Annotated in this window: 19 protein-coding genes and 3 tRNA genes; 9 read left to right on the top strand and 13 right to left on the bottom strand. The window is 52.5% G+C overall.

The genetic code is table 11. The annotated features are described in order from the left end of the window. The coding region (gene argA, locus FDW94_RS13065; RefSeq protein WP_249358477.1) for an amino-acid N-acetyltransferase at nucleotides 1-924 on the bottom strand (924 nt) is incomplete at its 3' end. 234 nt (nucleotides 925-1,158) lie between these two features. Between argA and amiC the strand changes: the two genes are divergently transcribed. Next, nucleotides 1,159-2,412 (top strand): N-acetylmuramoyl-L-alanine amidase AmiC, encoded by a 1,254-nt coding sequence (amiC, locus tag FDW94_RS13060; protein ID WP_003034016.1) that lies wholly within the window; start codon nucleotides 1,159-1,161, stop codon nucleotides 2,410-2,412. Between the two features lie 74 nt (nucleotides 2,413-2,486). Here the strand turns inward: amiC and FDW94_RS13055 are convergent. The 3 genes from FDW94_RS13055 to FDW94_RS13045 form a co-directional block, all read right to left on the bottom strand. Continuing rightward, a tRNA-Met gene (locus tag FDW94_RS13055) sits at nucleotides 2,487-2,563 on the bottom strand. Nucleotides 2,564-2,596: 33 nt separating this feature from the next. Beyond that, nucleotides 2,597-2,673, bottom strand: a tRNA-Met gene (locus FDW94_RS13050). A 152-nt stretch (nucleotides 2,674-2,825) separates the two neighbouring features. Then, nucleotides 2,826-2,902, bottom strand: a tRNA-Met gene (locus FDW94_RS13045). Between the two features lie 205 nt (nucleotides 2,903-3,107). Between FDW94_RS13045 and mltA the strand changes: the two genes are divergently transcribed. Together mltA and tcdA are read left to right on the top strand one after the other, a co-directional pair. Further along, nucleotides 3,108-4,205 carry a murein transglycosylase A gene (gene mltA, locus FDW94_RS13040; protein ID WP_008785702.1) on the top strand — a complete coding sequence of 366 codons (1,098 nt, stop codon included), beginning with the start codon at nucleotides 3,108-3,110 and terminating at the stop codon, nucleotides 4,203-4,205. A 108-nt stretch (nucleotides 4,206-4,313) separates the two neighbouring features. Continuing rightward, nucleotides 4,314-5,120: a tRNA cyclic N6-threonylcarbamoyladenosine(37) synthase TcdA gene (tcdA, locus tag FDW94_RS13035; protein ID WP_003825630.1), complete on the top strand. Its 807-nt coding sequence runs from the start codon at nucleotides 4,314-4,316 to the stop codon at nucleotides 5,118-5,120. A 77-nt stretch (nucleotides 5,121-5,197) separates the two neighbouring features. Here tcdA and csdE read toward each other — a convergent pair whose 3' ends face one another. Beyond that, the gene (csdE, locus tag FDW94_RS13030; protein ID WP_137377703.1) at nucleotides 5,198-5,644 is read right to left on the bottom strand and encodes a cysteine desulfurase sulfur acceptor subunit CsdE; all 447 of its coding nucleotides are present in this window, start codon (nucleotides 5,642-5,644) and stop codon (nucleotides 5,198-5,200) included. Beyond that, on the bottom strand, nucleotides 5,644-6,849 hold the full coding sequence (csdA, locus tag FDW94_RS13025; RefSeq protein ID WP_137377702.1) for a cysteine desulfurase CsdA: 1,206 nt from the start codon (nucleotides 6,847-6,849) through the stop codon (nucleotides 5,644-5,646). The genes csdE and csdA overlap by 1 nt, the downstream gene beginning before the upstream one ends. 192 nt (nucleotides 6,850-7,041) lie before the next feature. Here csdA and FDW94_RS13020 point away from each other — a divergent pair, with 192 nt between their 5' ends. From FDW94_RS13020 to rlmM, 4 genes are all read left to right on the top strand, one after another. Then, complete coding sequence (locus FDW94_RS13020) at nucleotides 7,042-7,269, top strand: YgdI/YgdR family lipoprotein (RefSeq protein ID WP_003825635.1); 228 nt, start codon at nucleotides 7,042-7,044, stop codon at nucleotides 7,267-7,269. Between the two features lie 365 nt (nucleotides 7,270-7,634). Further along, entirely contained in the window at nucleotides 7,635-8,552 is a 918-nt protein-coding gene (gene gcvA, locus FDW94_RS13015) for a glycine cleavage system transcriptional regulator GcvA (protein ID WP_003034035.1), read from the top strand. 18 nt (nucleotides 8,553-8,570) lie between these two features. Continuing rightward, complete coding sequence (locus tag FDW94_RS13010) at nucleotides 8,571-8,966, top strand: DUF423 domain-containing protein (RefSeq protein WP_003034037.1); 396 nt, start codon at nucleotides 8,571-8,573, stop codon at nucleotides 8,964-8,966. Then, on the top strand, nucleotides 8,959-10,059 hold the full coding sequence (rlmM, locus tag FDW94_RS13005) for a 23S rRNA (cytidine(2498)-2'-O)-methyltransferase RlmM (protein WP_003034040.1): 1,101 nt from the start codon (nucleotides 8,959-8,961) through the stop codon (nucleotides 10,057-10,059). Before FDW94_RS13010 ends, rlmM begins: the two co-directional genes overlap by 8 nt. A 35-nt stretch (nucleotides 10,060-10,094) precedes the next feature. Here rlmM and fucR read toward each other — a convergent pair whose 3' ends face one another. From fucR to fucP, 5 genes are all read right to left on the bottom strand, one after another. Beyond that, complete coding sequence (fucR, locus tag FDW94_RS13000; RefSeq protein WP_003825642.1) at nucleotides 10,095-10,823, bottom strand: L-fucose operon activator; 729 nt, start codon at nucleotides 10,821-10,823, stop codon at nucleotides 10,095-10,097. Between the two features lie 57 nt (nucleotides 10,824-10,880). Beyond that, on the bottom strand, nucleotides 10,881-11,303 hold the full coding sequence (gene fucU, locus FDW94_RS12995) for an L-fucose mutarotase (protein ID WP_137377701.1): 423 nt from the start codon (nucleotides 11,301-11,303) through the stop codon (nucleotides 10,881-10,883). A 1-nt stretch (nucleotide 11,304) separates the two neighbouring features. After that, a complete protein-coding gene (gene fucK, locus FDW94_RS12990; RefSeq protein WP_008785697.1) occupies nucleotides 11,305-12,723 on the bottom strand; it encodes an L-fuculokinase in 1,419 nt (472 codons plus the stop codon). 107 nt (nucleotides 12,724-12,830) lie between these two features. Next, complete coding sequence (fucI, locus tag FDW94_RS12985; RefSeq protein ID WP_137377700.1) at nucleotides 12,831-14,606, bottom strand: L-fucose isomerase; 1,776 nt, start codon at nucleotides 14,604-14,606, stop codon at nucleotides 12,831-12,833. A 31-nt stretch (nucleotides 14,607-14,637) separates the two neighbouring features. Next, entirely contained in the window at nucleotides 14,638-15,948 is a 1,311-nt protein-coding gene (gene fucP, locus FDW94_RS12980; protein ID WP_137377699.1) for an L-fucose:H+ symporter permease, read from the bottom strand. A 563-nt stretch (nucleotides 15,949-16,511) separates the two neighbouring features. Between fucP and fucA the strand changes: the two genes are divergently transcribed. Both fucA and fucO read left to right on the top strand, forming a co-directional pair. Next, on the top strand, nucleotides 16,512-17,159 hold the full coding sequence (fucA, locus tag FDW94_RS12970; RefSeq protein ID WP_003825656.1) for an L-fuculose-phosphate aldolase: 648 nt from the start codon (nucleotides 16,512-16,514) through the stop codon (nucleotides 17,157-17,159). Nucleotides 17,160-17,170: 11 nt separating this feature from the next. Then, complete coding sequence (fucO, locus tag FDW94_RS12965; protein WP_137377698.1) at nucleotides 17,171-18,319, top strand: lactaldehyde reductase; 1,149 nt, start codon at nucleotides 17,171-17,173, stop codon at nucleotides 18,317-18,319. 76 nt (nucleotides 18,320-18,395) lie between these two features. Here the strand turns inward: fucO and xni are convergent, their stop codons facing one another. Then, entirely contained in the window at nucleotides 18,396-19,151 is a 756-nt protein-coding gene (gene xni / locus FDW94_RS12960) for a flap endonuclease Xni (protein ID WP_003825659.1), read from the bottom strand. Nucleotides 19,152-19,320: 169 nt separating this feature from the next. Further along, nucleotides 19,321-20,688 (bottom strand): L-serine ammonia-lyase, encoded by a 1,368-nt coding sequence (locus FDW94_RS12955; RefSeq protein ID WP_003034070.1) that lies wholly within the window; start codon nucleotides 20,686-20,688, stop codon nucleotides 19,321-19,323. Nucleotides 20,689-20,702 lie beyond the last annotated feature (14 nt).

The raw sequence follows: 20,702 nt of genomic DNA, 5'->3' as shown, positions 1-20,702 counted from the left end.
CCCGCCGATATCGTTAATGGTAGCGCGACGGATCTGCTCGGCGCTTTCCATTACGATCTGCGTACCGATCCCGTCGCGGGAGAACAGTTCCTGCAGCAATGCACCATCTTCCTGATAGCTGATCAGATGGCAGCGACGTACGCCACTGCGACAGGCCTTCACTGCCCCACGCAGGAAGCGCACCGTGCCGGAGCTGTAATCGCCTTTCTCTTCCTGCAACTCAACGCGAGCCTGGGCTTCGTTAGGAAACAGCTCGGAGATAATATCGCCATCATCGTTGGTGACACCCTGAGACGAGCAAAAGCCGATCATTTTCTCGGCCTTCAGTTTGATAGCCAACTGCGTGGCGACCTCTTCTGACGTCAGGTTAAAACTCTCACCGGTGACGGAAACGGCGACCGGGCCCATCAGCACAATCGCGCCGCTGTCTAACTGGCGGTGAATGGCATCTTCATCGATGCGACGAATTCGCCCGCTATGGCAGTAATCTACGCCGTCATCAACGCCCAGCGGCTGGGAGATAATAAAATTGCCGCTGACCACATTGATGTGTGCACCCTGCAATGGCGTATTATTCAGGCTCATCGACAAGCGGGCGGTAATATCAAGCTGAAGTAAACCCGCAGCCTGTTTGACCAGCTCCAGCGTTTTAGCGTCGGTGACGCGCGTATTTTTGTGGTACACCGGTTCATGATGATGTGCCGCAAGATTGGCATCAATCTGCGGTCGTGCGCCATAGACCACGACCAGGCGGATGCCGAGGCTATGAAGAAGCCCAATGTCATTGACGATACTGGAAAAGTTTTCATGCTCGATGGCTTCGCCGCCCAGCATAATGACAAACGTTTTTCCCCGATGGGTATTGATATAGGGAACAGAATGGCGGAATCCCTGTACCAGTTCGGTTCTACGCTCCTTCACCACGGCACACCCTCATTGCATGATTATTCGTAATTTGTGTATTTTTATTCTGTTTTTGCGCTATGCGCAAGCGTAATTTTTACCCATGCCGAAGATTTTTCTCAGTAATGCCGTGAATATAAAAAGAATGTTTACCCTTTTATAGATGACAGATTATGCGTCATTCGCTAAAGTTTCCGGTCAATTCGGACGTTTTACGTATTACCTCTAAAAAAGATTTCTTTGCTCGGGAGAAGCATGTCGGGATCCAATTCAGCAATCAGTCGCCGCCGTTTATTGAAAGGTGCGGGTGCTATGTGGCTTTTGAGCGTCAGCCAGGTGGGTCTGGCGGCCGTGAGTCAGGTCGTTGCCGTACGTATCTGGCCTGCGTCCAGCTACACTCGCGTCACGGTAGAATCTAACCGTCTGCTGAAATACAAACAGTTTGCCCTGAGTAATCCTGAGCGTGTGGTTGTGGATATTGAAGACGTTAATTTGAACTCGGTGCTCAAGGGCATTGGGACGCAGATTCGTCCTGACGATCCGTATATTAAGTCGGCGCGCGTTGGTCAGTTTGATCCTAAGACCGTGCGGATGGTGTTCGAGCTGAAACAGAATGTGAAGCCGCAACTTTTTGCGCTGGCTCCGGTGGCAGGCTTTAAAGAACGTCTGGTGATGGATCTCTATCCCGCGAATGCCCAGGACGTTCAGGATCCGCTGCTGGCATTGCTGGAAGATTACAACAAGGGCGATCTGGATAAACAGGTGCCACCTGCACAAAGTGGCCCGCAGCCGGGTAAAGCGGGGCGCGATCGTCCCATTGTCATTATGCTCGATCCAGGCCACGGCGGAGAAGACTCCGGTGCGGTGGGGAAATACAAGACGCGTGAAAAGGATGTGGTGCTGCAGATTGCCCGCCGCCTGCGAGCCCTCATAGAGAAAGAGGGCAACATGAAGGTCTTTATGACACGAAATGAAGATATCTTCATTCCGCTTAAAGTCCGCGTGGCGAAAGCGCAGAAGCAGCGTGCTGACCTGTTTGTCTCTATTCACGCCGATGCCTTTACCAGTCGACAACCCAGCGGTTCGTCGGTGTTTGCGCTCTCGACCAAAGGTGCGACAAGTACCGCCGCGAAATATCTGGCGCAGACCCAGAACGCCTCGGATCTCATTGGTGGCGTCAGTAAGAGCGGTGACCGCTACGTCGACCACACCATGTTCGACATGGTGCAGTCGCTGACCATCGCCGACAGCCTGAAGTTTGGTAAAGCGGTATTGAACAAGCTTGGCAAAATCAACAATCTGCACAAGAACCAGGTTGAACAGGCCGGGTTTGCGGTACTAAAAGCGCCGGATATCCCGTCTATTCTGGTCGAAACGGCATTTATCAGTAACGTTGAGGAAGAGCGCAAACTCAAAACGGCGACCTTCCAGCAGGAAGTTGCAGAGTCGATTCTGGCAGGGATTAAAGCCTACTTTGCCGATGGGGCGACGCTGGCGAGAAGGGGATAACAAAAAAGCGCTGAAAAGCGCTTTTTTTATGGGCGACAGAAACAAAAAAACACCTGTTAAGGTGTTTAATGTGTTGGTTGCGGGGGCCGGATTTGAACCGACGACCTTCGGGTTATGAGCCCGACGAGCTACCAGGCTGCTCCACCCCGCGTCACCGTACTGCTTATATTTTATCAAATTTGATTGGTTGCGGGGGCCAGATTTGAACTGACGACCTTCGGGTTATGAGCCCGACGAGCTACCAGGCTGCTCCACCCCGCGTCCGTCTTTTTGCTTCGTATTTCAAACCACATCAGCGTTGACTTTCCTCGTTCACCTCAGTCACTTACTGGAGTAAGCTCCTAAAGATTCACTGCGTCGCCGCCTTGCTGTGATTCGAACTACTTTGCAAAAATCTTACATCAAATTTTAATTGGTTGCGGGGGCCAGATTTGAACTGACGACCTTCGGGTTATGAGCCCGACGAGCTACCAGGCTGCTCCACCCCGCGTCCGTGGATGCGCACTATACTCTGCTCGCATTTTCATGCAACCCTTTTTTCACCTTGATCACGTTTTTAGGGTGAAAATGAACAAAAACAACGCATTCTGGATTATTTTTTGCTCAAAATTTGCGTTCGGGTATGTATACGCATTTCATTAGGTTCGGGGGTTTGTTATCTTCGTCTCGCATTCAGGCAACATAAGACGAGAACAATGAAAGGACGTTGGGCAAAATATCTTCTGGCGGGAGCTGTAGTCGCGATGCTCGCCGCGTGTTCCTCAAAACCCACCGATCGTGGGCAGCAGTATAAAGATGGGAAATTTACCCAGCCTTTCTCACTGGTTAACCAGCCTGATGCGGTTGGCGCGCCAATCAATGCCGGTGATTTCGCCGAGCAGGTTAATCAAATTCGCAGCGCTTCGCCACGTTTGTACGGCAACCAGAGCGACGTCTACAACGCTATCCAGCAATGGTTACGTGCGGGCGGTGATACGCGCAGTATGCGCCAGTTTGGTATTGATGCCTGGCAAATGGAAGGGGCGGACAACTACGGTAACGTCCAGTTTACCGGTTACTACACACCGGTTATCCAGGCGCGCCATACGCGCCAGGGCGAGTTTCAGTATCCTATCTATCGCATGCCGCCAAAACGTGGGCGCTTACCCTCTCGTGCCGAGATCTACGCGGGCGCGCTAAGCGACAATTATATTCTGGCATACAGCAACTCCCTGATGGATAACTTCATTATGGATGTTCAGGGCAGTGGCTACATCGATTTTGGCGATGGCAGCCCGCTCAACTTCTTTAGCTATGCCGGGAAAAACGGCCACGCCTATCGCAGTATCGGTAAAGTGCTTATCGACCGTGGCGAAGTGAAAAAAGAAGATATGTCGATGCAGGCTATTCGCCACTGGGGTGAAACGCACAGCGAAGCCGAAGTGCGTGAGCTGCTGGAGCAGAACCCATCGTTTGTCTTCTTTAAACCGCAATCTTTTGCTCCGGTGAAAGGGGCCAGCGCGGTGCCGCTGATTGGCCGCGCGTCCGTAGCTTCTGACCGTAGTATCATTCCTGCGGGCACAACGTTACTGGCGGAAGTCCCGTTACTGGACAATAACGGCAAGTTTACCGGCCAGTACGAACTGCGCCTGATGGTGGCGTTAGATGTGGGTGGGGCTATTAAAGGGCAACACTTCGACATCTATCAGGGTATTGGCGCTGACGCCGGACACCGTGCCGGGTGGTATAATCACTACGGTCGCGTATGGGTACTAAAAACAGCGCCGGGTGCGGGTAACGTGTTCAGCGGTTAATTGCCGGATGGCACTTCGCTTATCAAGCCTACATTATTGAGTAGGCCTGATAAGGCGTAGCCGACATCAGGCAGTCAGACTGCTCGGTATTAATGAATTTGAGGTTCTATGTCTGTGGTTATTAGCGATGCCTGGCGCCAACGTTTTGGCGGTACGGCACGTCTGTATGGCGAAAATGCGTTGCAGCTGTTTGCCCAATCGCACGTTTGCGTTGTTGGGATTGGTGGAGTAGGGTCATGGGCGGCGGAAGCGCTGGCGCGAACCGGTATTGGCGCTATCACACTCATCGATATGGATGATGTGTGCGTCACCAATACAAACCGCCAGATCCATGCGCTGCGTGATAACGTCGGTCTGGCAAAAGCTGAAGTGATGGCGGAGCGTATCCGACAGATTAACCCGGAGTGCCGGGTGAACGTGGTCGATGATTTTGTTACGCCAGATAACGTTGCTGAATATATGAATGCGGGATTTTCGTACGTCATCGATGCGATTGATAGCGTGCGCCCAAAAGCGGCACTGATCGCGTACTGTCGGCGTAACAAAATTCCGCTGGTGACCACCGGTGGTGCGGGCGGACAGATCGATCCTACGCAGATTCAGGTCGTTGATTTGGCAAAAACCATCCAGGATCCGCTGGCGGCCAAGCTACGTGAGCGGCTGAAAAGCGATTTTGGCGTGGTGAAAAACAGTAAAGGCAAGCTGGGCGTGGACTGCGTGTTCTCGACCGAAGCGCTGGTTTACCCGCAGGCGGATGGCTCGGTATGTGCGATGAAAGCGACGGCGGAAGGGCCGAAGCGTATGGATTGCGCGTCCGGGTTTGGCGCGGCCACCATGGTGACAGCCACCTTTGGCTTTGTTGCTGTCTCCCATGCGCTGAAGAAGATGATGGCGAAGGCCGCGCGTCAGGCCTGATTGTGTCGGATGGCGCTACGCTTATCCGACCTACAGTTCGTGCAGTGTTGTAGGCCGGATAAGACGTATCAGCGTCGTCATCCAGCTTTCTGGGCCGCCTTGAGAATCGCCTCGTTCAGAGCATGTAGTCCCTGGCTACGCGAGGCGCTGAGCTGAGCGCGTAAACCCAGTTCGTCAAATAACGCCATCGGAGAACGCGCCAGTAACTCGGCTGCCGTTTTACCTTCGACCGCGGTGAGTAATACCGCCAACAGTCCACGTACTATTCGACCTTCGCTGTCGCCGTAGAAATGCAGAGTGCCATTCTCATGAAGAGTATGCCCCAGCCAGACGCGGTTTTCGCAGCCCGCAATTTCTTTGGCCTGCGCCTTTAGCGCATCCGGGAGCGCCGGCAACTGCTTACCCAGCAGAATCAACTGGCGATATTTATCTTCCCACTGAGTAAGCGGGATAAAGGTATTGCGTAACGTCTCTTCGGTTACGGTTGTGCCAAACGGGTGTCCGGCGAACTGAGGGCTTGTCATTAATCCACCAATATTTCCAGCGCGCGGTCGACGGCTGCGACCAACGCATCCACATCGCTTTGGGTATTATAAGGGGCAAATGAGGCGCGTAGTGTTCCGGATACGCCAAGTTCCGCCAGCAGCGGTTGTGCGCAGTGTTGCCCCGCGCGCAGCGCAATGCCATATTCGGCCAATAGAGTGACCATATCGCTGTGATGAACACCCGCGAAATCAAAGGCTAACAGACTGGAGTCCTGGCAGCGGAAGGAACGAAAGCCAGGGCGTTTCGCCAGGGCATCTTTTGCCAGCGTCGCCAGACCCCGGCTCCAGTTTTCGGCCTGCGCAACGTCGACGTCCGCCAGCCATTCGAGCGCCGCGCTTAGCCCGATAACGCCTGCAACGTTAGGCGTACCGGCTTCCAGCTTCCATGGTGCGGGCTTAGTGGTGAAACCGTCAAAACTGACTTCGCTAATCATCTTACCGCCCCCAAGCCAGGGAGACATGGCTTCCAGCAGTTCCGGCTTACCGTACAGCACGCCAATTCCGGTGGGGCCATATAGCTTGTGGCCTGAAAACGCATAGAAATCAATATCCAACTGCTGTACATCGGCAGGGTAATGCACAATCCCCTGGGCACCATCAACCATCACCACCATGCCAGCCGCATGGGCGAGCGTAATGGCGCGGACCAGATCCGGGCAGCCACCGGTGACGTTCGACATTTGCCCGAGCGCCAGAATGCGGCTGCGCGGGGTGATGAGCTGCGTGAGGCGCTCAACGTCTGGCAATAAATGGGGGGTGAGTGGGAGTTTGACAACCTTAGCCCCCGTTTGCTCCGCGACCATCAGCCAGGGAACGAGGTTGGCGTGATGTTCCGCTGCGCTAACGATAATCTCATCACCCGGTTGAAGGCGTGGACGCGCATAGCTTTGGGCAACCATGTTGATCGCTTCCGTTGTGCCGCGGGTCCAGACGATGGTTTTGTCATCCGACGCATTAATCAGGTGTGCGACTTTTTCCCGCGCGGCTTCATAGCGTGCGGTCAGGCGCTGGGCTGCAGCAAACTGGCTGCGATGGACGTTCCCGGCACTCAGGCTATAAAACTGATGGGTAGCTTCAATGACCGCCTGTGGCTTCAGCGCCGTAGCAGCACTGTCGAGATAGACGCCAGCATCGTTGAGTGCGGGAAATTGTGCGCGAAACTGCGCGGGGTTAAAAGCGTTCATGGTATTCCTCAGTTCAGTAAACCGATCGTGGCGCAAAAAGGGCATTGATACAAGGGTTGTGCTAACCATCGGAATACTCTGGATATCCTGGCAAAGCCCGTTCAGTGTCTTATGCTAAATAGCGTTAGGCGAACAATTTTGCCTGTTACGGAGTATGTTTTTAATAGCATAAATCGCTTTAAGGAGAAGAAGATGAAAAAGACTGCCGCCATTATTTCTGCCTGTATGCTGACTTTTGCCCTGAGCGCCTGTTCTGGTTCGAATTACGTGATGCACACCAATGATGGTCGATCAATCGTAGCTGATGGTAAACCACAGACCGATAATGAGACGGGGATGATTTCGTATAAAGACGCTAACGGCAACAAACAGCAGATTAACCGCACTGACGTGAAAGAGATGGTAGAACTGGAGCAATAATAGCCGGTCGGCCATCGACGAAACGTGGACAAAAAAAAGCACCGCAATTTGGCGGTGCTACATTAATCACTATGGACAGACAGGGTAAATGTACAGGAAGTGAAAAAGGGTAGCTTTGCTACCATGGTCTGAATCGCAGACCAATTGCAAACACAACAACACAACATCACAACCGTAAGCCAAAAGCCCACCAGAACACGCATTCCGATAAAACTTTTCGTTCCGGCTTCAGGAAGTGCCGCCACTATAGGTATTTGCTGGTAGAACCTCAACGGACAATTTATAATGGCTCAGATAAAAAAAACTAATAGGTTACAGCCTGTTAGCTAATTGTTAAATTCATTTAACATCAAAGCCTAAAAGTCATGTCAAAACGATTACCACCCTTAAATGCGTTACGTGTTTTTGATGCTGCAGCGCGTCATTTAAGCTTTACTCGCGCAGCAGAAGAGCTTTTTGTGACGCAGGCCGCAGTAAGTCACCAAATCAAGTCACTTGAGGATTTTTTGGGGCTAAAACTGTTTCGTCGACGCAATCGATCTTTGCTGTTAACGGAAGAAGGTCAAAGCTACTTTCTCGACATTAAAGAGATTTTTTCGCAATTAACCGACGCGACGCGTAAACTTCAGGCACGCAGTGCAAAAGGTGCGCTTACAGTTAGTTTATTGCCCAGTTTTGCGATCCAATGGCTGGTGCCCAGACTCTCTAGCTTTAACTCAGCTTATCCGGGAATCGATGTCAGGATCCAGGCGGTAGACCGTCAGGAAGACAAACTGGCTGATGATGTTGATGTGGCGATTTTCTACGGACGCGGCAACTGGCCGGGTCTGCGCGTTGAAAAATTGTACGCAGAATATTTATTGCCGGTCTGCTCTCCGCTGTTGCTTACCGGTGATAAACCGCTAAAGACACCGGACGACCTGGCAAAACACACGTTATTGCATGATGCGTCGCGACGAGACTGGCAAGCCTATACGCGCCAGCTTGGCCTGAATCATATCAACGTACAGCAGGGACCTATCTTCAGCCATAGCGCCATGGTGCTACAGGCTGCAATCCATGGACAGGGGATCGCGCTGGCTAACAACGTCATGGCGCAGTCCGAAATTGAAGCCGGACGTCTGGTCTGTCCGTTTAACGATGTTCTGGTCAGCAAAAACGCATTTTATCTGGTTTGTCATGACAGTCAGGCAGAACTGGGTAAAATAGCCGCCTTCCGTCAGTGGATTCTGGCGAAAGCGGCCACGGAACAAGAAAAATTCCGCTTTCGTTATGAACAATAATTTACGTAGGGTATTCAAATGACCAGCCGTTTTATGCTGATTTTTGCCGCCGTAAGTGGCTTTATCTTTGTGGCGTTGGGCGCCTTTGGGGCACATGTTCTGAGCAAAACCCTCGGTGTTGTTGAAATGGGGTGGATTCAGACCGGCCTTGAATATCAGGCGTTTCATACGCTGGCTATTTTTGGCCTGGCCGTCGCCATGCAACGGCGCATTAGTATTTGGTTTTACTGGAGTAGCGTGTTTCTGGCATTAGGTACAGTGCTGTTTAGCGGCAGCCTGTATTGTCTCGCGCTCTCTCATTTACGCCTGTGGGCGTTTGTTACCCCTGTCGGCGGCTTCAGCTTCCTCGTAGGCTGGGCGCTGATGTTAGTGGGCGCTATTCGATTGAAACGTAAGGGCGTTAGCCATGAATAAGGTTGTATTGTTGTGTCGCCCAGGTTTTGAAAAAGAGTGCGCCGCAGAAATTACGGATAAAGCAGGACGCCGGGAAATCTTCGGTTTTGCCCGCGTGAAAGACAATGCGGGTTACGTCATCTTCGAATGCTATCAGCAGGACGATGCTGAAAAGTTAGTGAAAGAGCTGCCGTTTAGTTCGCTGATTTTTGCTCGTCAAATGTTTGTGGTGGGCGAGCTGCTGCAATACTTACCGCCGGAAGATCGTATTACACCGATCGTTGGCATGTTGCAGGGCGTGGTGGAAAAGGGTGGCGATCTGCGAGTAGAAGTTGCCGACACCAATGAAAGCAAAGAGCTGGTTAAATTTTGCCGTAAATTTACTGTACCGTTGCGTGCAGCGCTGCGCGAAGCGGGCGTACTGGCAAAGTATGAAACGCCAAAGCGTCCGGTGGTTCACGTCTTCTTTATCGCCCCTGGCTGTTGTTATACCGGCTATTCCTGGCCTGACAATAACTCACCGTTTTACATGGGGATTCCGCGTCTGAAGTTTCCAGCCGATGCGCCGAGCCGTTCAACGCTCAAGCTGGAAGAAGCGCTGCACGTGTTTATCCCTGCCGATGAATGGGATGAGCGTCTGGCGAACGGAATGTATGCGGTGGATTTAGGCGCCTGCCCTGGCGGATGGACCTATCAGCTGGTTAAACGCAACATGTGGGTTTATTCCGTGGATAACGGCCCGATGGCGCAAAGCCTGATGGATACCGGGCAGGTCACCTGGCTACGTGAAGACGGATTTAAGTACCGTCCGAATCGTAACAACATTTCGTGGATGGTCTGTGACATGGTGGAGAAGCCGGCGAAGGTTGCCGCGCTGATGGCACAATGGCTGGTCAACGGCTGGTGTCGTGAGACGATCTTCAACCTCAAGCTGCCGATGAAAAAACGCTACGAAGAGGTATCACAGAACCTGGCTTACATTCAGGCCCAGCTTGATGAACATGGTGTAAATGCCCAGATTCAGGCGCGTCAGCTGTATCATGACCGTGAAGAAGTAACCGTTCACGTACGTCGTCTGTGGGCTGCCGTCGGCGGTCGTCGCGACGAGCGATAAGGCTACAATCCAGGCCGGATGGCGGCGTAATCGCCCTATTCGGCCTGGATTGCTTCAATCAGCTGTGTATCTGAAACAATATGCGTCACATCATCCAGATGCCCAATTCTGGCCTCTCCCGAACGATTAAATTTACTTTTATCGATCAATAATAAAGACTGCGATGCACGCTTAAGCAGAATGGATTTGAAGTCTGCGTTGGTTGCATTTGAGTCCCAGAGCGCACCGTCGCTGTCGATCCCTTCGCAGGAAAAAATAAACAGGTCAATCTCGAGTGGTTTTAGCTGTGAGATAAGCGAGGGATTAACGTAGCAACCGTATTTGCGCTCAAGGCGACCGCCGGAGCTGATAAGCTGAATGTGTTCACGTTTAGCCAATTCCTGGCAGATGGGCTGGCTGTTGGTAAAAACGTGAATGTTGATGTCCGGTAACTGTCGCGCCAGATACCAGCAGGTAGAGCTGGCGTCTAAGGCAATCACCATACCTTCTTCGATCCATGCCAACGCTTCACGGGCGATATCCGCTTTGTGTGCATAGTGGCTTTTGAGTCGAATATGAAATGGGTCACCGCTGTCCTGATTTTCCCGGTGAATAACTTTGGCCCGACCGTGGTTGCGTAACACTTTTCCCTGGGTCTGTAACTCGCTGAGATCGCGGCGGATGGTCTCTTTGCTGACGTTAAGCTGCAAAGCCAGGGCTTCGGTTGTCAGGCTTTTGTGGTTAGTAAGCAGATCTACGATTGCCTGCTGGCGCGCCGCTTTCATGTTCTGATCCTCATCTAATGATGAATGCCCGTACCTGACGGGCATTCTGACCAGAGATTACGGCGTTACCCCTTTTTTTAAAAGAATATTCCCGTACTTTGCCTGCTCTCCTGTGATAACGATCGCAAACGCCTTTTGTGCTCGTTCGTAAAAGGCATAGCGGTCAATACGCGTGATGTCCGGGCAGGGGGTCTGTAATGAAAGCGCCTGACGATAGCGAGTCTCAACGTCAGGATCGAGAGTGTCACCTTCAACCGCAGCCATCATCACCAGCGGTGGGGCGTAGCTGTCCAGTTCAAATAGCGGAATAAGCGCCTGCAGCAGATCGCTGACCAGCAGACCGTCAGCGCGGATGACCTGTGGCCCCATGCTGTTGGCCGGGAAGTGGGCATCGGAAAAGATAATCTCATCGCCGTGTCCCATTTCGGCCAGCACTTTCAGTAAGTCGGGGGAAATTAAGGGAGATATCGTTTTAAGCATGTTACTCGACTCCTGTGAGTTCGGATTCGGTTTGCGGATAGAAGTAACGGTACTGATAGCGCACCTGTTCGCGCGCCTGCTCCGGGGAGGTAAATTCCCCGATGCCTGACCAGGCAAACATTGCGGCGCCTGCCACGGTGGTTTCGGCATCATCCAGCACTTTGACAGGGATCCCGAGAACGTTCGCTTTGATTTGGTTCCACAAGATGTTGCGGCTGCCCCCGCCAACTAATAGCAGTTCAGTGGCCTGGAAATGGCCGATTTTTTCCAGCGTTTGCAGATTCCGCTGCAGCTGTTCTGTCAGTCCTTCCAGCGCGGCGCGATAAAAGTGTCCACGGGTAGTATTGAGGGTAACCCCTTGCCAGCCCGCATTCTGACAGGCCAGCAGGTCGCAGTGCATCTTCACCCCTTCGGCACCAGCGGGAATATCCCGAGCTTCATCAATCAACGTTTGCCAGGGCGTGTCCGCGGTCCATAACAGCTTACGAACCCATTCAAGCACACCGGAGGCCAGCCACTGCATACCGGGATTGTTAAGCCCAGCCTGACTATCCAGCTCACAGGTGGAGCCCGCATAATGACTGAGCAGGGAGGTGTTTACCTGCGCACTGCGTACCATCAGAATTTCCCATGTGCCGGAAGATAGTACCGGTTCATCCTGTTGGGCTCCTGCGCCAAATAGCGCAAACTGTGTGTCGTGTCCGGCAGAGATGACTGGAATACCCTCTGGAAGTCCGAGCTGGCTGGCGGCCTCGCGTTGCAGTACCCCAATTTGTTCGCCTGCTTCAACCAGGCGCGGAAACAGGCGACGCGGTATGCCTGTTGCCTGCAAAATGTCCTGGCTGAAATCACGTTGCTGGATATCCAGCATCTGGCTGGTTCCCGCCATGGTGATGTCAGTTGTGAACTCGCCGGTTAAACGTTGGTTGATAAGCGACGAGATAAACAGCCAGGCGTGCGCCTGTTCCAGTAATTGCGGGTGGTTCTCTTTCAGCCACACCAGTTTGTACAGCGTATTGAAGCTAAACGCCCCAACGCCGGAGATTTCCTGCAGTTGCTGCGGTGACATGTAGCGATGGATATTCTCCATTACCGCTGCGGTACGTGGGCATTTCCAGCTGATCACCGGATACAGTTGTTTGCCGTTCTTATCCACCAGCGCGCCATCCACGCCGAAGGTGGTGACGGCGATCCCGCGAATTTGGCAGGCGGCCAATTGTGAGGAAAGCCGCTGACAGCAGTCGGCAAAGCGCTGCAGAATGGCCTCCAGCGACCATTGGTGCCAGGCACTGTTTTCTGCGGCGATGTCACTGGCGTTCGGAGTCGCTGCGCGGGCGACAATCTTTCCCTGTCGGTCAACGGCAATGGCCCGTACGTTGGTCGCGCCACAGTCGAGAACCAGAATAACCTCTTGTTTCATAATTGCTCCTGGGAGATTACCTATTGCCGGATGGCGGCTTCGCCTTATCCGGCCTACAAAACCGTGTGCTTCGTAGGCCGCGCCGCCATCAGGCAATCGCTCGATGTTTAACGCTTATACAGCGGACCGTAGTTCTGACAAGCGCGGTAATCCTGACCTTCCGTATCCATACCGTGGGCGGCCCAGGAGGAAGGACGATAAATTTTCTCGTCTTCCACGTTGTGCATGCACACCGGGATACGCAGCATGGCAGCCAGAGTGATAAAGTCCGCACCTACGTGACCAATCGTCAGCACCCCGTGGTTAGCGCCCCAGTTAGCCATGACGGAATAGACGTCGCTGAACGGGCCCTTGCCGGTTAAGCGCGGAGCAAACCAGGTGGTTGGCCATGTGGAGTTGGTACGCGCATCAAGCTGGTCGTGCATATCTTTCGGCAACTCCACGCTCCAGCCTTCCGCGATTTGTAGCACCGGCCCCAACCCTTTGATGATGTTGATACGGCTCATGGTGAACGGCACACCGCCTTCAGTCAGGAAGCGAGATGAGTAACCGCCCCCGCGGAAGTATTCGTGAATAGCCGGGCACCATTCGGTTGCCGCCAGGCATTTATCCGCCTCTTTCTGCGAGATTTCCCAGTGTGGTTTCATGGTCGGTTTACCTTCGCTGTCGCGCTGTTTGCAGGAACCGTCCAGTGCTGCAGAACCGGAGTTAATCAAGTGAATAATGCCGTGCTCAGCAAGACCGGTCAGCGGTTTACCCGTGACGCGTTCAACCGCCTCTGGCGACCAGTAGGTACGCACATCGGCAAAGACCTGGGCCGTGCCGGTGAGTTGATGGCCGAACAGCATCGCCACGCCGTTCAGGCTGTCGTTTTCGGTTGCGACAACGAACGGTTCACGAACGCCATTCCAGTCAAAGGAGCTGTTGAGCAACGCTTCGGCTGTATCGCCATTTGGGTATTGATCGGTCCAGTGACGCTGGCCCTGGAAGCCTGCGGCGATCGCGTTATAGCCCAGGGATTCTTCGACCAGACCTTTGTCTGCCAGCTTTTTGTTACCCTGCATCATGTCGCGAATGCACATGGCCATCAGCAAGCTTTCTTTCAGCACTGCGCGGCTTTGTTCTGCGTTACGTTTATATTGTTGTGCGTTCTGATCTTCGCCGTAGCGGAAGTTTTTGTCCGCCCACGCCAGCGCCATTTCCAGCTCGGTTTCATCATAGATTTTCTGGTCAATGCGACGACGCAGCTCGGTCATATCAACCGCCTGCACCTTCATACCCAGCCAGGATTCAAAGAAGTTATGGTCGACGATAGAACCGGCGATGCCCATTGATACACCACCGACACACAGGTAGCTTTTCCCTTTCATACTGGCGACCGCTAAGCCGGCACGGGCAAAGCGCAGCAGTTTTTCTTCAACATCGGCAGGGATAGATGTGTCGTCTGCATCCTGTACGTCATGACCATAGATGGAGAAGGCAGGAAGGCCTTTTTGGCTGTGAGCTGCCAGTGCGGCGGCCAGGTAAACCGCCCCCGGACGTTCCGTGCCGTTGAAGCCCCAGATCGCTTTCGGGCGCATCGGATCCATGTCGATGGTTTCACTGCCGTAGCACCAACATGGGGTAACGGTAATCGTCACGCCAACATTCTGGCTGCTGAATTTTTCTTCACAGGCTGCGGATTCCGCCATGCCGGCGATACAGGTATCGGCAATCACACATTCAATTTGTGCGCCGCAGGCATGACGAAGTTTTTCAGTGATAAGCGCTGCGGTAGCTTTAGCCATATTCATGGTTTGCTCTTCGAGCGACTCACGTACACCCATACGACGTCCGTCAATAACCGGGCGAATACCAATTTTTGGTAAGCTGATTTTTTTCATCACAGATTCCTCACGTTATTCGGATAAATATTCAGTTGGCTGCCGTTTGTGAACGGAAGCGGGCAAAAATAAAGATGATGGCGAAGCAAAGCGCCGGGACCAGTTCAGCGGTCGGGATATTGCCAGCGGCATCGCTGACAAAGCCCATCACCGGGGTCACAATGCCGCCGCCAATGATGGTCATGACGATAAAAGACGAGCCGTATTTGGTGTCTTGTCCCAGATTTTTGATCCCCAGAGAAAAAATGGTTGGGTACTGAATCGACATAAATGCGCTGCACAACGTCAGGGCCAGCAGGCCGATCTGGCCACCGGTGAAGGCGGAAATCAGGCACAGAATCATGGCAAGCAGGGCATATGCGGCCAGCACTTTATGCGGCGCAAAGCGACTGATAAGCCAGGTGCCGGAGAAACGACCAATAAAGAAGCACACCATGGTGCCGGTCAGGTAGTTGGCGGCGAAACCTGGCGTCATGCCTGGGATCTCTTCGATTGCGTAGCGAATCAGGTAGCTCCAGCAGGCAGTTTGTGCACCGACGTAGCAGAACTGCGCCAGTACCGCCCAACGCCAGTGGCGAATGCGCACCAGGCGGGAAAGGGACGCGGAGAATGAACTCTGAGCGTTGTCACTGTGATCGTCACTTTGCAGGGTCGGAAACTTGGTAAACATGATCAGCAGGGCGACCAGCAAAACGACCGCGACGATGATCATATAAGGGGTTTGAACCGATAACACCAGGCTGTGCTTGTAGGCGCTTAGCTGTTCTGGCGCCATCTTATCGAGTACGTCTTGAGATTGATGTGGCACATTAGACAAAATAAGACTTTGCCCAAAAACAACCGCAATAATGGCACCAAATGAGTTAAAAGTTTGCGCGAGATTTAATCGGAAGTGACCGCCGCTTTCCGGGCCCAGTACGGTTACAAAGGGGTTGGCAGCCGTTTCCAGACAACCTAAGCCCGCCGCAATAATAAATAGTCCAATCAGGAATAAGGTGTAATTCATTACCTCAGCCGCTGGCCAGAATAATGCTGCACCGATGGCATATAAGAATAATCCGGTAATAATGCCTGCTTTATAACTTAGTTTTTTCATCAGGATCCCGGCTGGGATTGGAATGACGAAATAACCAAAATAAAAAGCAGATTGAATCAGACCAGCCTGAAAGTTTGTTAATGTAAAAGCTTGCTGAAATTGTGGTAATAAAATGTCATTAAGATTATTGGCAACCGCCCAAAGAAAAAACAGTGAACAGAGTAACGCGAAGGGAATGACATAATTTTTTGTCTGCCCCCGCTCTATCGCATGAAAACTTTGTGTTTGTATTGATGTGTTTCCCATAGCATCCTCATCAGTTCATAAGCATGTTCAACAGCTTAAGAGTACGATTGGTGATTTTTACCAACCTGCTAATCCAGGTGAGTTCCGGTAACCTGCCAGATAAAATTGGCCTTCATGAATGAACTCATGAATTCATTTTCAAATAAAAACCGGCCATTAATATGATGGTGGTCACATTTATGCTCAGGGTGTGGGTTTATGTGATTATCATCACTTTAATTTCTTTAAAACAATGACCGTTTGAGAAAAATAAATTAAAAAGCCACAGGGATAATGCCCGAATTAATTAGTTAAGTGGAAAACGGGCAATGGTAACAATTTATTCGCAAATGACCGTTTTACAATGGTTTTATTAAGAACGGACATTTTGCAATTGTAATATTATGCCTGCATGTTTTTATTCAGCGTTATTAGTTGATGAACATCACAAAATCCAGTGCTAAAAATTCCCTTCTCTTTATTCAGCATGATGATAGTTAGCAAATACCCGCTTAAATCAACAGAGCGTCGAGGTATTAGTAATGTTCTGTTGTCGCATTTTGACTCACTGAGAGAGGTAAGTAATGGAACGAAATACGCTGGCTCGGCAGATTATCAATACCTGCCTGGAAATGACCCGTCTGGGGTTGAATCAGGGGACTGCGGGTAATGTAAGTGTGCGTTACCAGGACGGGATGTTAATTACCCCGACGGGTATTCCGTATGACAAACTCACCGAATCCCACATAGTGTACATCAACGCTGAGGGGCAGCACGAAGAAGGGAAATTACCTTCCAGCGAGTGGCGGTTCCATATGGCCGCTTATCAGACGCGTCCCGATGCTCAGGCGGTGGTCCATAATCATGCCGTGCATTGTACTGCTGTTTCTATTCTCAATCGGCCAATCCCGGCAATCCATTACATGATTGCGGCGGCTGGCGGTAACTCAATTCCCTGTGCGCCATATGCGACGTTTGGTACGCGTGAGCTTTCCGAGCACGTTGCGGTAGCGCTGAAAAACCGAAAAGCAACGCTGTTGCAGCATCATGGGCTGATCGCCTGCGAGGAAAATCTGGAAAAAGCCCTGTGGTTAGCGCATGAAGTGGAAGTGCTGGCGCAGCTTTATCTCAGCACGCTGGCGATTACCGATCCGGTTCCGGTACTGGACGATGAGGCTATCGCTATTGTGCTGGAAAAATTCAAAACATATGGATTGCGTATTGAAGAATAGGAGATAAAACGATGGCGAACAGAATGATTCTGAACGAAACGGCATGGTTTGGCCGGGGAACTGTTGGCGCATTAACCGATGAAGTTATTCGTCGTGGTTATCGCAAAGCGTTGATTGTGACTGATAAAAATCTGGTGCAGTGCGGCGTTGTTGAGAAGGTGACTTCCCGAATGGATGCTGCAGGTCTGGCATGGGAAATCTATTCAGGCGTTATTCCTAATCCAACCATTGCGGTAGTGCAGGAAGGATTGAGTGTCTTTCAGCAAAGCGGCGCAGACTATCTGGTCGCCATTGGCGGCGGCTCCCCGCAGGATACCTGTAAAGCGATTGGCATTATTAACAATAACCCGGAGTTTGCGGATGTACGCAGCCTTGAAGGGTTATCGCCGACACGCTTCCCGAGCGTGCCAGTTATGGCTATACCAACCACTGCGGGAACGGCGGCGGAAGTGACCATTAACTACGTGATCACTGACGAAGAGAATCGGCGTAAGTTTGTTTGTGTCGATCCACATGACATCCCGCAGGTGGCGTTCATTGATGCTGACATGATGGACGGCATGCCTGCTGCATTAAAAGCGGCTACTGGCGTAGATGCACTGACTCATGCCATTGAAGGTTACATCACCCGGGCGGCGTGGGCGCTTACCGATGCGCTGCACATCAAAGCCATCGAAATTATTGCCGGGTCATTACGCGGTTCCGTTGCGGGCGACAGCCAGGCGGGGGAAGCGATGGCTCTGGGCCAGTACGTTGCCGGGATGGGTTTCTCCAACGTAGGTCTGGGATTAGTGCATGGCATGGCACACCCGTTAGGCGCGTTCTACAACACGCCGCACGGCGTCGCGAATGCCATTTTGCTGCCGCACGTGATGCACTATAACGCCGAATTCACCGGGGAAAAATTCCGCGATATCGCCCGGGTAATGGGGGTTAAGGTTGAAGGACTGACGCTGGCAGAGGCACGCAAAGCGGCGGTGGATGCCGTCTTCGCCCTTAATCGCGATGTAGGTATCCCACTGCATCTACGCGATGTTGGCGTCCGTAAAGAGGATATTCCTGCGCTGGCGCAAGCCGCATTTGACGATGTTTGTACCGGGGGAAATCCGCGTGAAGCGAGCCTTGGGGATATCGTTGAGCTGTACCATACCGCCTGGTAATCACCTGGCGCTTATCCGGCCTACAGGGTTGTACAATAAGTAGGCCGGATAAGCGCAGCGCCATCCGGAAATAAGGCTACCGCGCCAGTCGTAGCTGCTGTAGGTTTCCGTCGATATGTAAGTCTGTTTGCAGCCGCGCGATATCGCGGCACAAAAATGCCATCTCCCGATGTTCTTCGAGTTTCTTGCGCCATTTCTCCGGTACGTCATCCAGGTGTTCATACAGCGCTTCCAGCGTTGGAAACTGTGCCAGCAGTTGTGTGGCACTTTTAGGACCAATACCGGCAACCCCCGGTATTTTAGAACTGCTGATCCCGGCCAGTCCCCAGTAATCTGGCAGCTGTTGCGGCAGTACGCCAAACTCTTTCTCGATAAACGGCGCATCCAGCCAGCGTTTCTGGAAATAATCGCGAATCCGCAGCGTTGGGGAGAGTAGCTGACAGTAGCCTTTATCGGTTGAGACGATAGTCGCCTGGTGTCCCGCCTGGCTAACTTTCACCGCCAGAGTGGCGGCTAAATCATCGGCTTCATTCCCGCTGGATACCCAGCAGCAGACGCCGCGCTGTTCAAAAGCGGCGCGTAAGGCGGGCATTTCCTGGTGTAAATCGTCAGGCATCGGCGGGCGACCGGCTTTGTAGTCAGGTAACCGTTGGTGACGCCAGCCGCTGTTACGCGCTTCGTCATCAAATACCGCCACGGCGTGCGTGGGCTGACTGTGCACAATCAGCTGATCGAGCGCGTGCTGGCATGTCTCCACGCAGGGGGAGCCCTGTACGGCGTGAATACGGCGGATGAGATTCAGTGCATCAACAATGAGCAGGTGGACGGCCACGGTGTTCTCCCTAACAAATTAGTCTGTAGGGTAACATTCACGACGAGTGGAGACGAGCATTGCGAAAGAGCGCTATCCGTAAGCCTGATAAGCGAAGCGCCATCAGGCAATAAAAGCCGGATGCGGCGAGCGCCTTATCCGGCCTACAGATACGAAAATGTGCTGAGAATTAATCGCAGGTGACAATCTTCATCGCCAGACCACCACGAGAGGTTTCGCGGTATTTGGCGTTCATGTCTTTACCGGTTTCGTACATGGTCTCGATAACTTTATCGAGGCACACGCGTGGTTCACTGGTACGGCGCAGCGCCATACGTGCAGCGTTCACTGCTTTAACCGAAGCAATGGCATTACGCTCAATGCACGGTACCTGAACCTGGCCGGCAACCGGGTCGCAGGTCAGACCCAGGTTGTGTTCCATACCGATTTCTGCCGCGATGCACACCTGCATTGGGCTACCACCCAGCAGTTCAGCCAGACCAGCCGCTGCCATGGAGCAGGCGACGCCAACTTCACCCTGACAGCCGACTTCGGCACCAGAGATAGAGGCGTTCATCTTGTACAGTGAACCAATGGCGCTCGCGACCAGCATGTAGCGTGCCAGCGAGTTAGCGTTCACTTCACGGATAAACTTGTCGTAATACGCCAGTACGGCAGGAACAATCCCGCATGCACCGTTGGTTGGTGCAGTCACCACGCGTCCACCGGCTGCGTTTTCTTCGTTCACGGCCAGCGCGAACATGTTGATCCAGTCAACAACCGCCATCGGGTCGGTGGTGGTTTTGTCGCTGCTGACCAGCATGCGACGCAGCGCAGCAGCACGACGCGGAACGCGCAGTTTGCCCGGCAATACACCTTCGGTGGTGATGCCGCGTTCAATCCCGCTACGCATCACTTCCCAGACGTTAGCAAAGTGCTGTTCCAGCTCTTCTTTGCTGTGCAGCGCCAGTTCGTTTTGCATCATCAGACCGGAAAGCGACAGGCCGGTTTCCTGGCAATGACGTTGCAAATCAGCTGCGGATTTATACGGATATGGCACGTTTACCGGAGAGTTGTTCGGTAAACCAAAATGTTCTTCATCAACGATGAACCCACCGCCAATGGAATAGTAAGTCTGGCTGTAAATAGCCTTTTCGCCCGCCAGTGCGGTAATGCGCATCCCGTTTTCGTGCAGGGACAGATTGTCCGCATGGAAATTCATGCACTTGTCGACCGGGAACTCGACCTCATGTTGACCGTCTGCCAGCAGCAAACGCCCATGAGTATTCACATCCTGGATAAAGGACGGAATGGCATCAATGTCTACGGTATCCGGCAGATTACCCGCCAGGCCCATAATAATCGCGATGTCGGTATGGTGACCTTTCCCCGTCAGAGATAAAGAGCCATAGACATCAACCACTACGCGGGTTACGTCAGTGAGAATTCCGCGTGCAATCAGGTCATCCGTGAATTGTTTGCCTGCTTTCATCGGGCCAACAGTGTGGGAGCTGGAAGGGCCAATGCCGATTTTGAAAATATCGAATACGCTAATCATGAGGCGTCCATTGT

Origin of the sequence: Citrobacter sp. wls757 (genome assembly GCF_005280935.1) — a bacterium.
GTDB classification, from domain to species: domain Bacteria; phylum Pseudomonadota; class Gammaproteobacteria; order Enterobacterales; family Enterobacteriaceae; genus Citrobacter; species Citrobacter portucalensis.
The sequence above is the reverse complement of the archived record's forward strand: the minus strand, read 5'-3'. Positions and strand labels throughout refer to the sequence as shown.

Bases quoted from the DNA above. Each gene is read 5' to 3' on its own strand.
- amiC (WP_003034016.1), top strand. From the start codon at position 1,159: ATGTCGGGATCCAATTCAGCAATCAGTCGCCGCCGTTTATTGAAAGGT.
- mltA (WP_008785702.1), top strand. From the start codon at position 3,108: ATGAAAGGACGTTGGGCAAAATATCTTCTGGCGGGAGCTGTAGTCGCG.
- tcdA (WP_003825630.1), top strand. From the start codon at position 4,314: ATGTCTGTGGTTATTAGCGATGCCTGGCGCCAACGTTTTGGCGGTACG.
- csdE (WP_137377703.1), bottom strand. From the start codon at position 5,644: ATGACAAGCCCTCAGTTCGCCGGACACCCGTTTGGCACAACCGTAACC.
- csdA (WP_137377702.1), bottom strand. From the start codon at position 6,849: ATGAACGCTTTTAACCCCGCGCAGTTTCGCGCACAATTTCCCGCACTC.
- FDW94_RS13020 (WP_003825635.1), top strand. From the start codon at position 7,042: ATGAAAAAGACTGCCGCCATTATTTCTGCCTGTATGCTGACTTTTGCC.
- gcvA (WP_003034035.1), top strand. From the start codon at position 7,635: ATGTCAAAACGATTACCACCCTTAAATGCGTTACGTGTTTTTGATGCT.
- FDW94_RS13010 (WP_003034037.1), top strand. From the start codon at position 8,571: ATGACCAGCCGTTTTATGCTGATTTTTGCCGCCGTAAGTGGCTTTATC.
- rlmM (WP_003034040.1), top strand. From the start codon at position 8,959: ATGAATAAGGTTGTATTGTTGTGTCGCCCAGGTTTTGAAAAAGAGTGC.
- fucR (WP_003825642.1), bottom strand. From the start codon at position 10,823: ATGAAAGCGGCGCGCCAGCAGGCAATCGTAGATCTGCTTACTAACCAC.
- fucU (WP_137377701.1), bottom strand. From the start codon at position 11,303: ATGCTTAAAACGATATCTCCCTTAATTTCCCCCGACTTACTGAAAGTG.
- fucK (WP_008785697.1), bottom strand. From the start codon at position 12,723: ATGAAACAAGAGGTTATTCTGGTTCTCGACTGTGGCGCGACCAACGTA.
- fucI (WP_137377700.1), bottom strand. From the start codon at position 14,606: ATGAAAAAAATCAGCTTACCAAAAATTGGTATTCGCCCGGTTATTGAC.
- fucP (WP_137377699.1), bottom strand. From the start codon at position 15,948: ATGGGAAACACATCAATACAAACACAAAGTTTTCATGCGATAGAGCGG.
- fucA (WP_003825656.1), top strand. From the start codon at position 16,512: ATGGAACGAAATACGCTGGCTCGGCAGATTATCAATACCTGCCTGGAA.
- fucO (WP_137377698.1), top strand. From the start codon at position 17,171: ATGGCGAACAGAATGATTCTGAACGAAACGGCATGGTTTGGCCGGGGA.
- FDW94_RS12955 (WP_003034070.1), bottom strand. From the start codon at position 20,688: ATGATTAGCGTATTCGATATTTTCAAAATCGGCATTGGCCCTTCCAGC.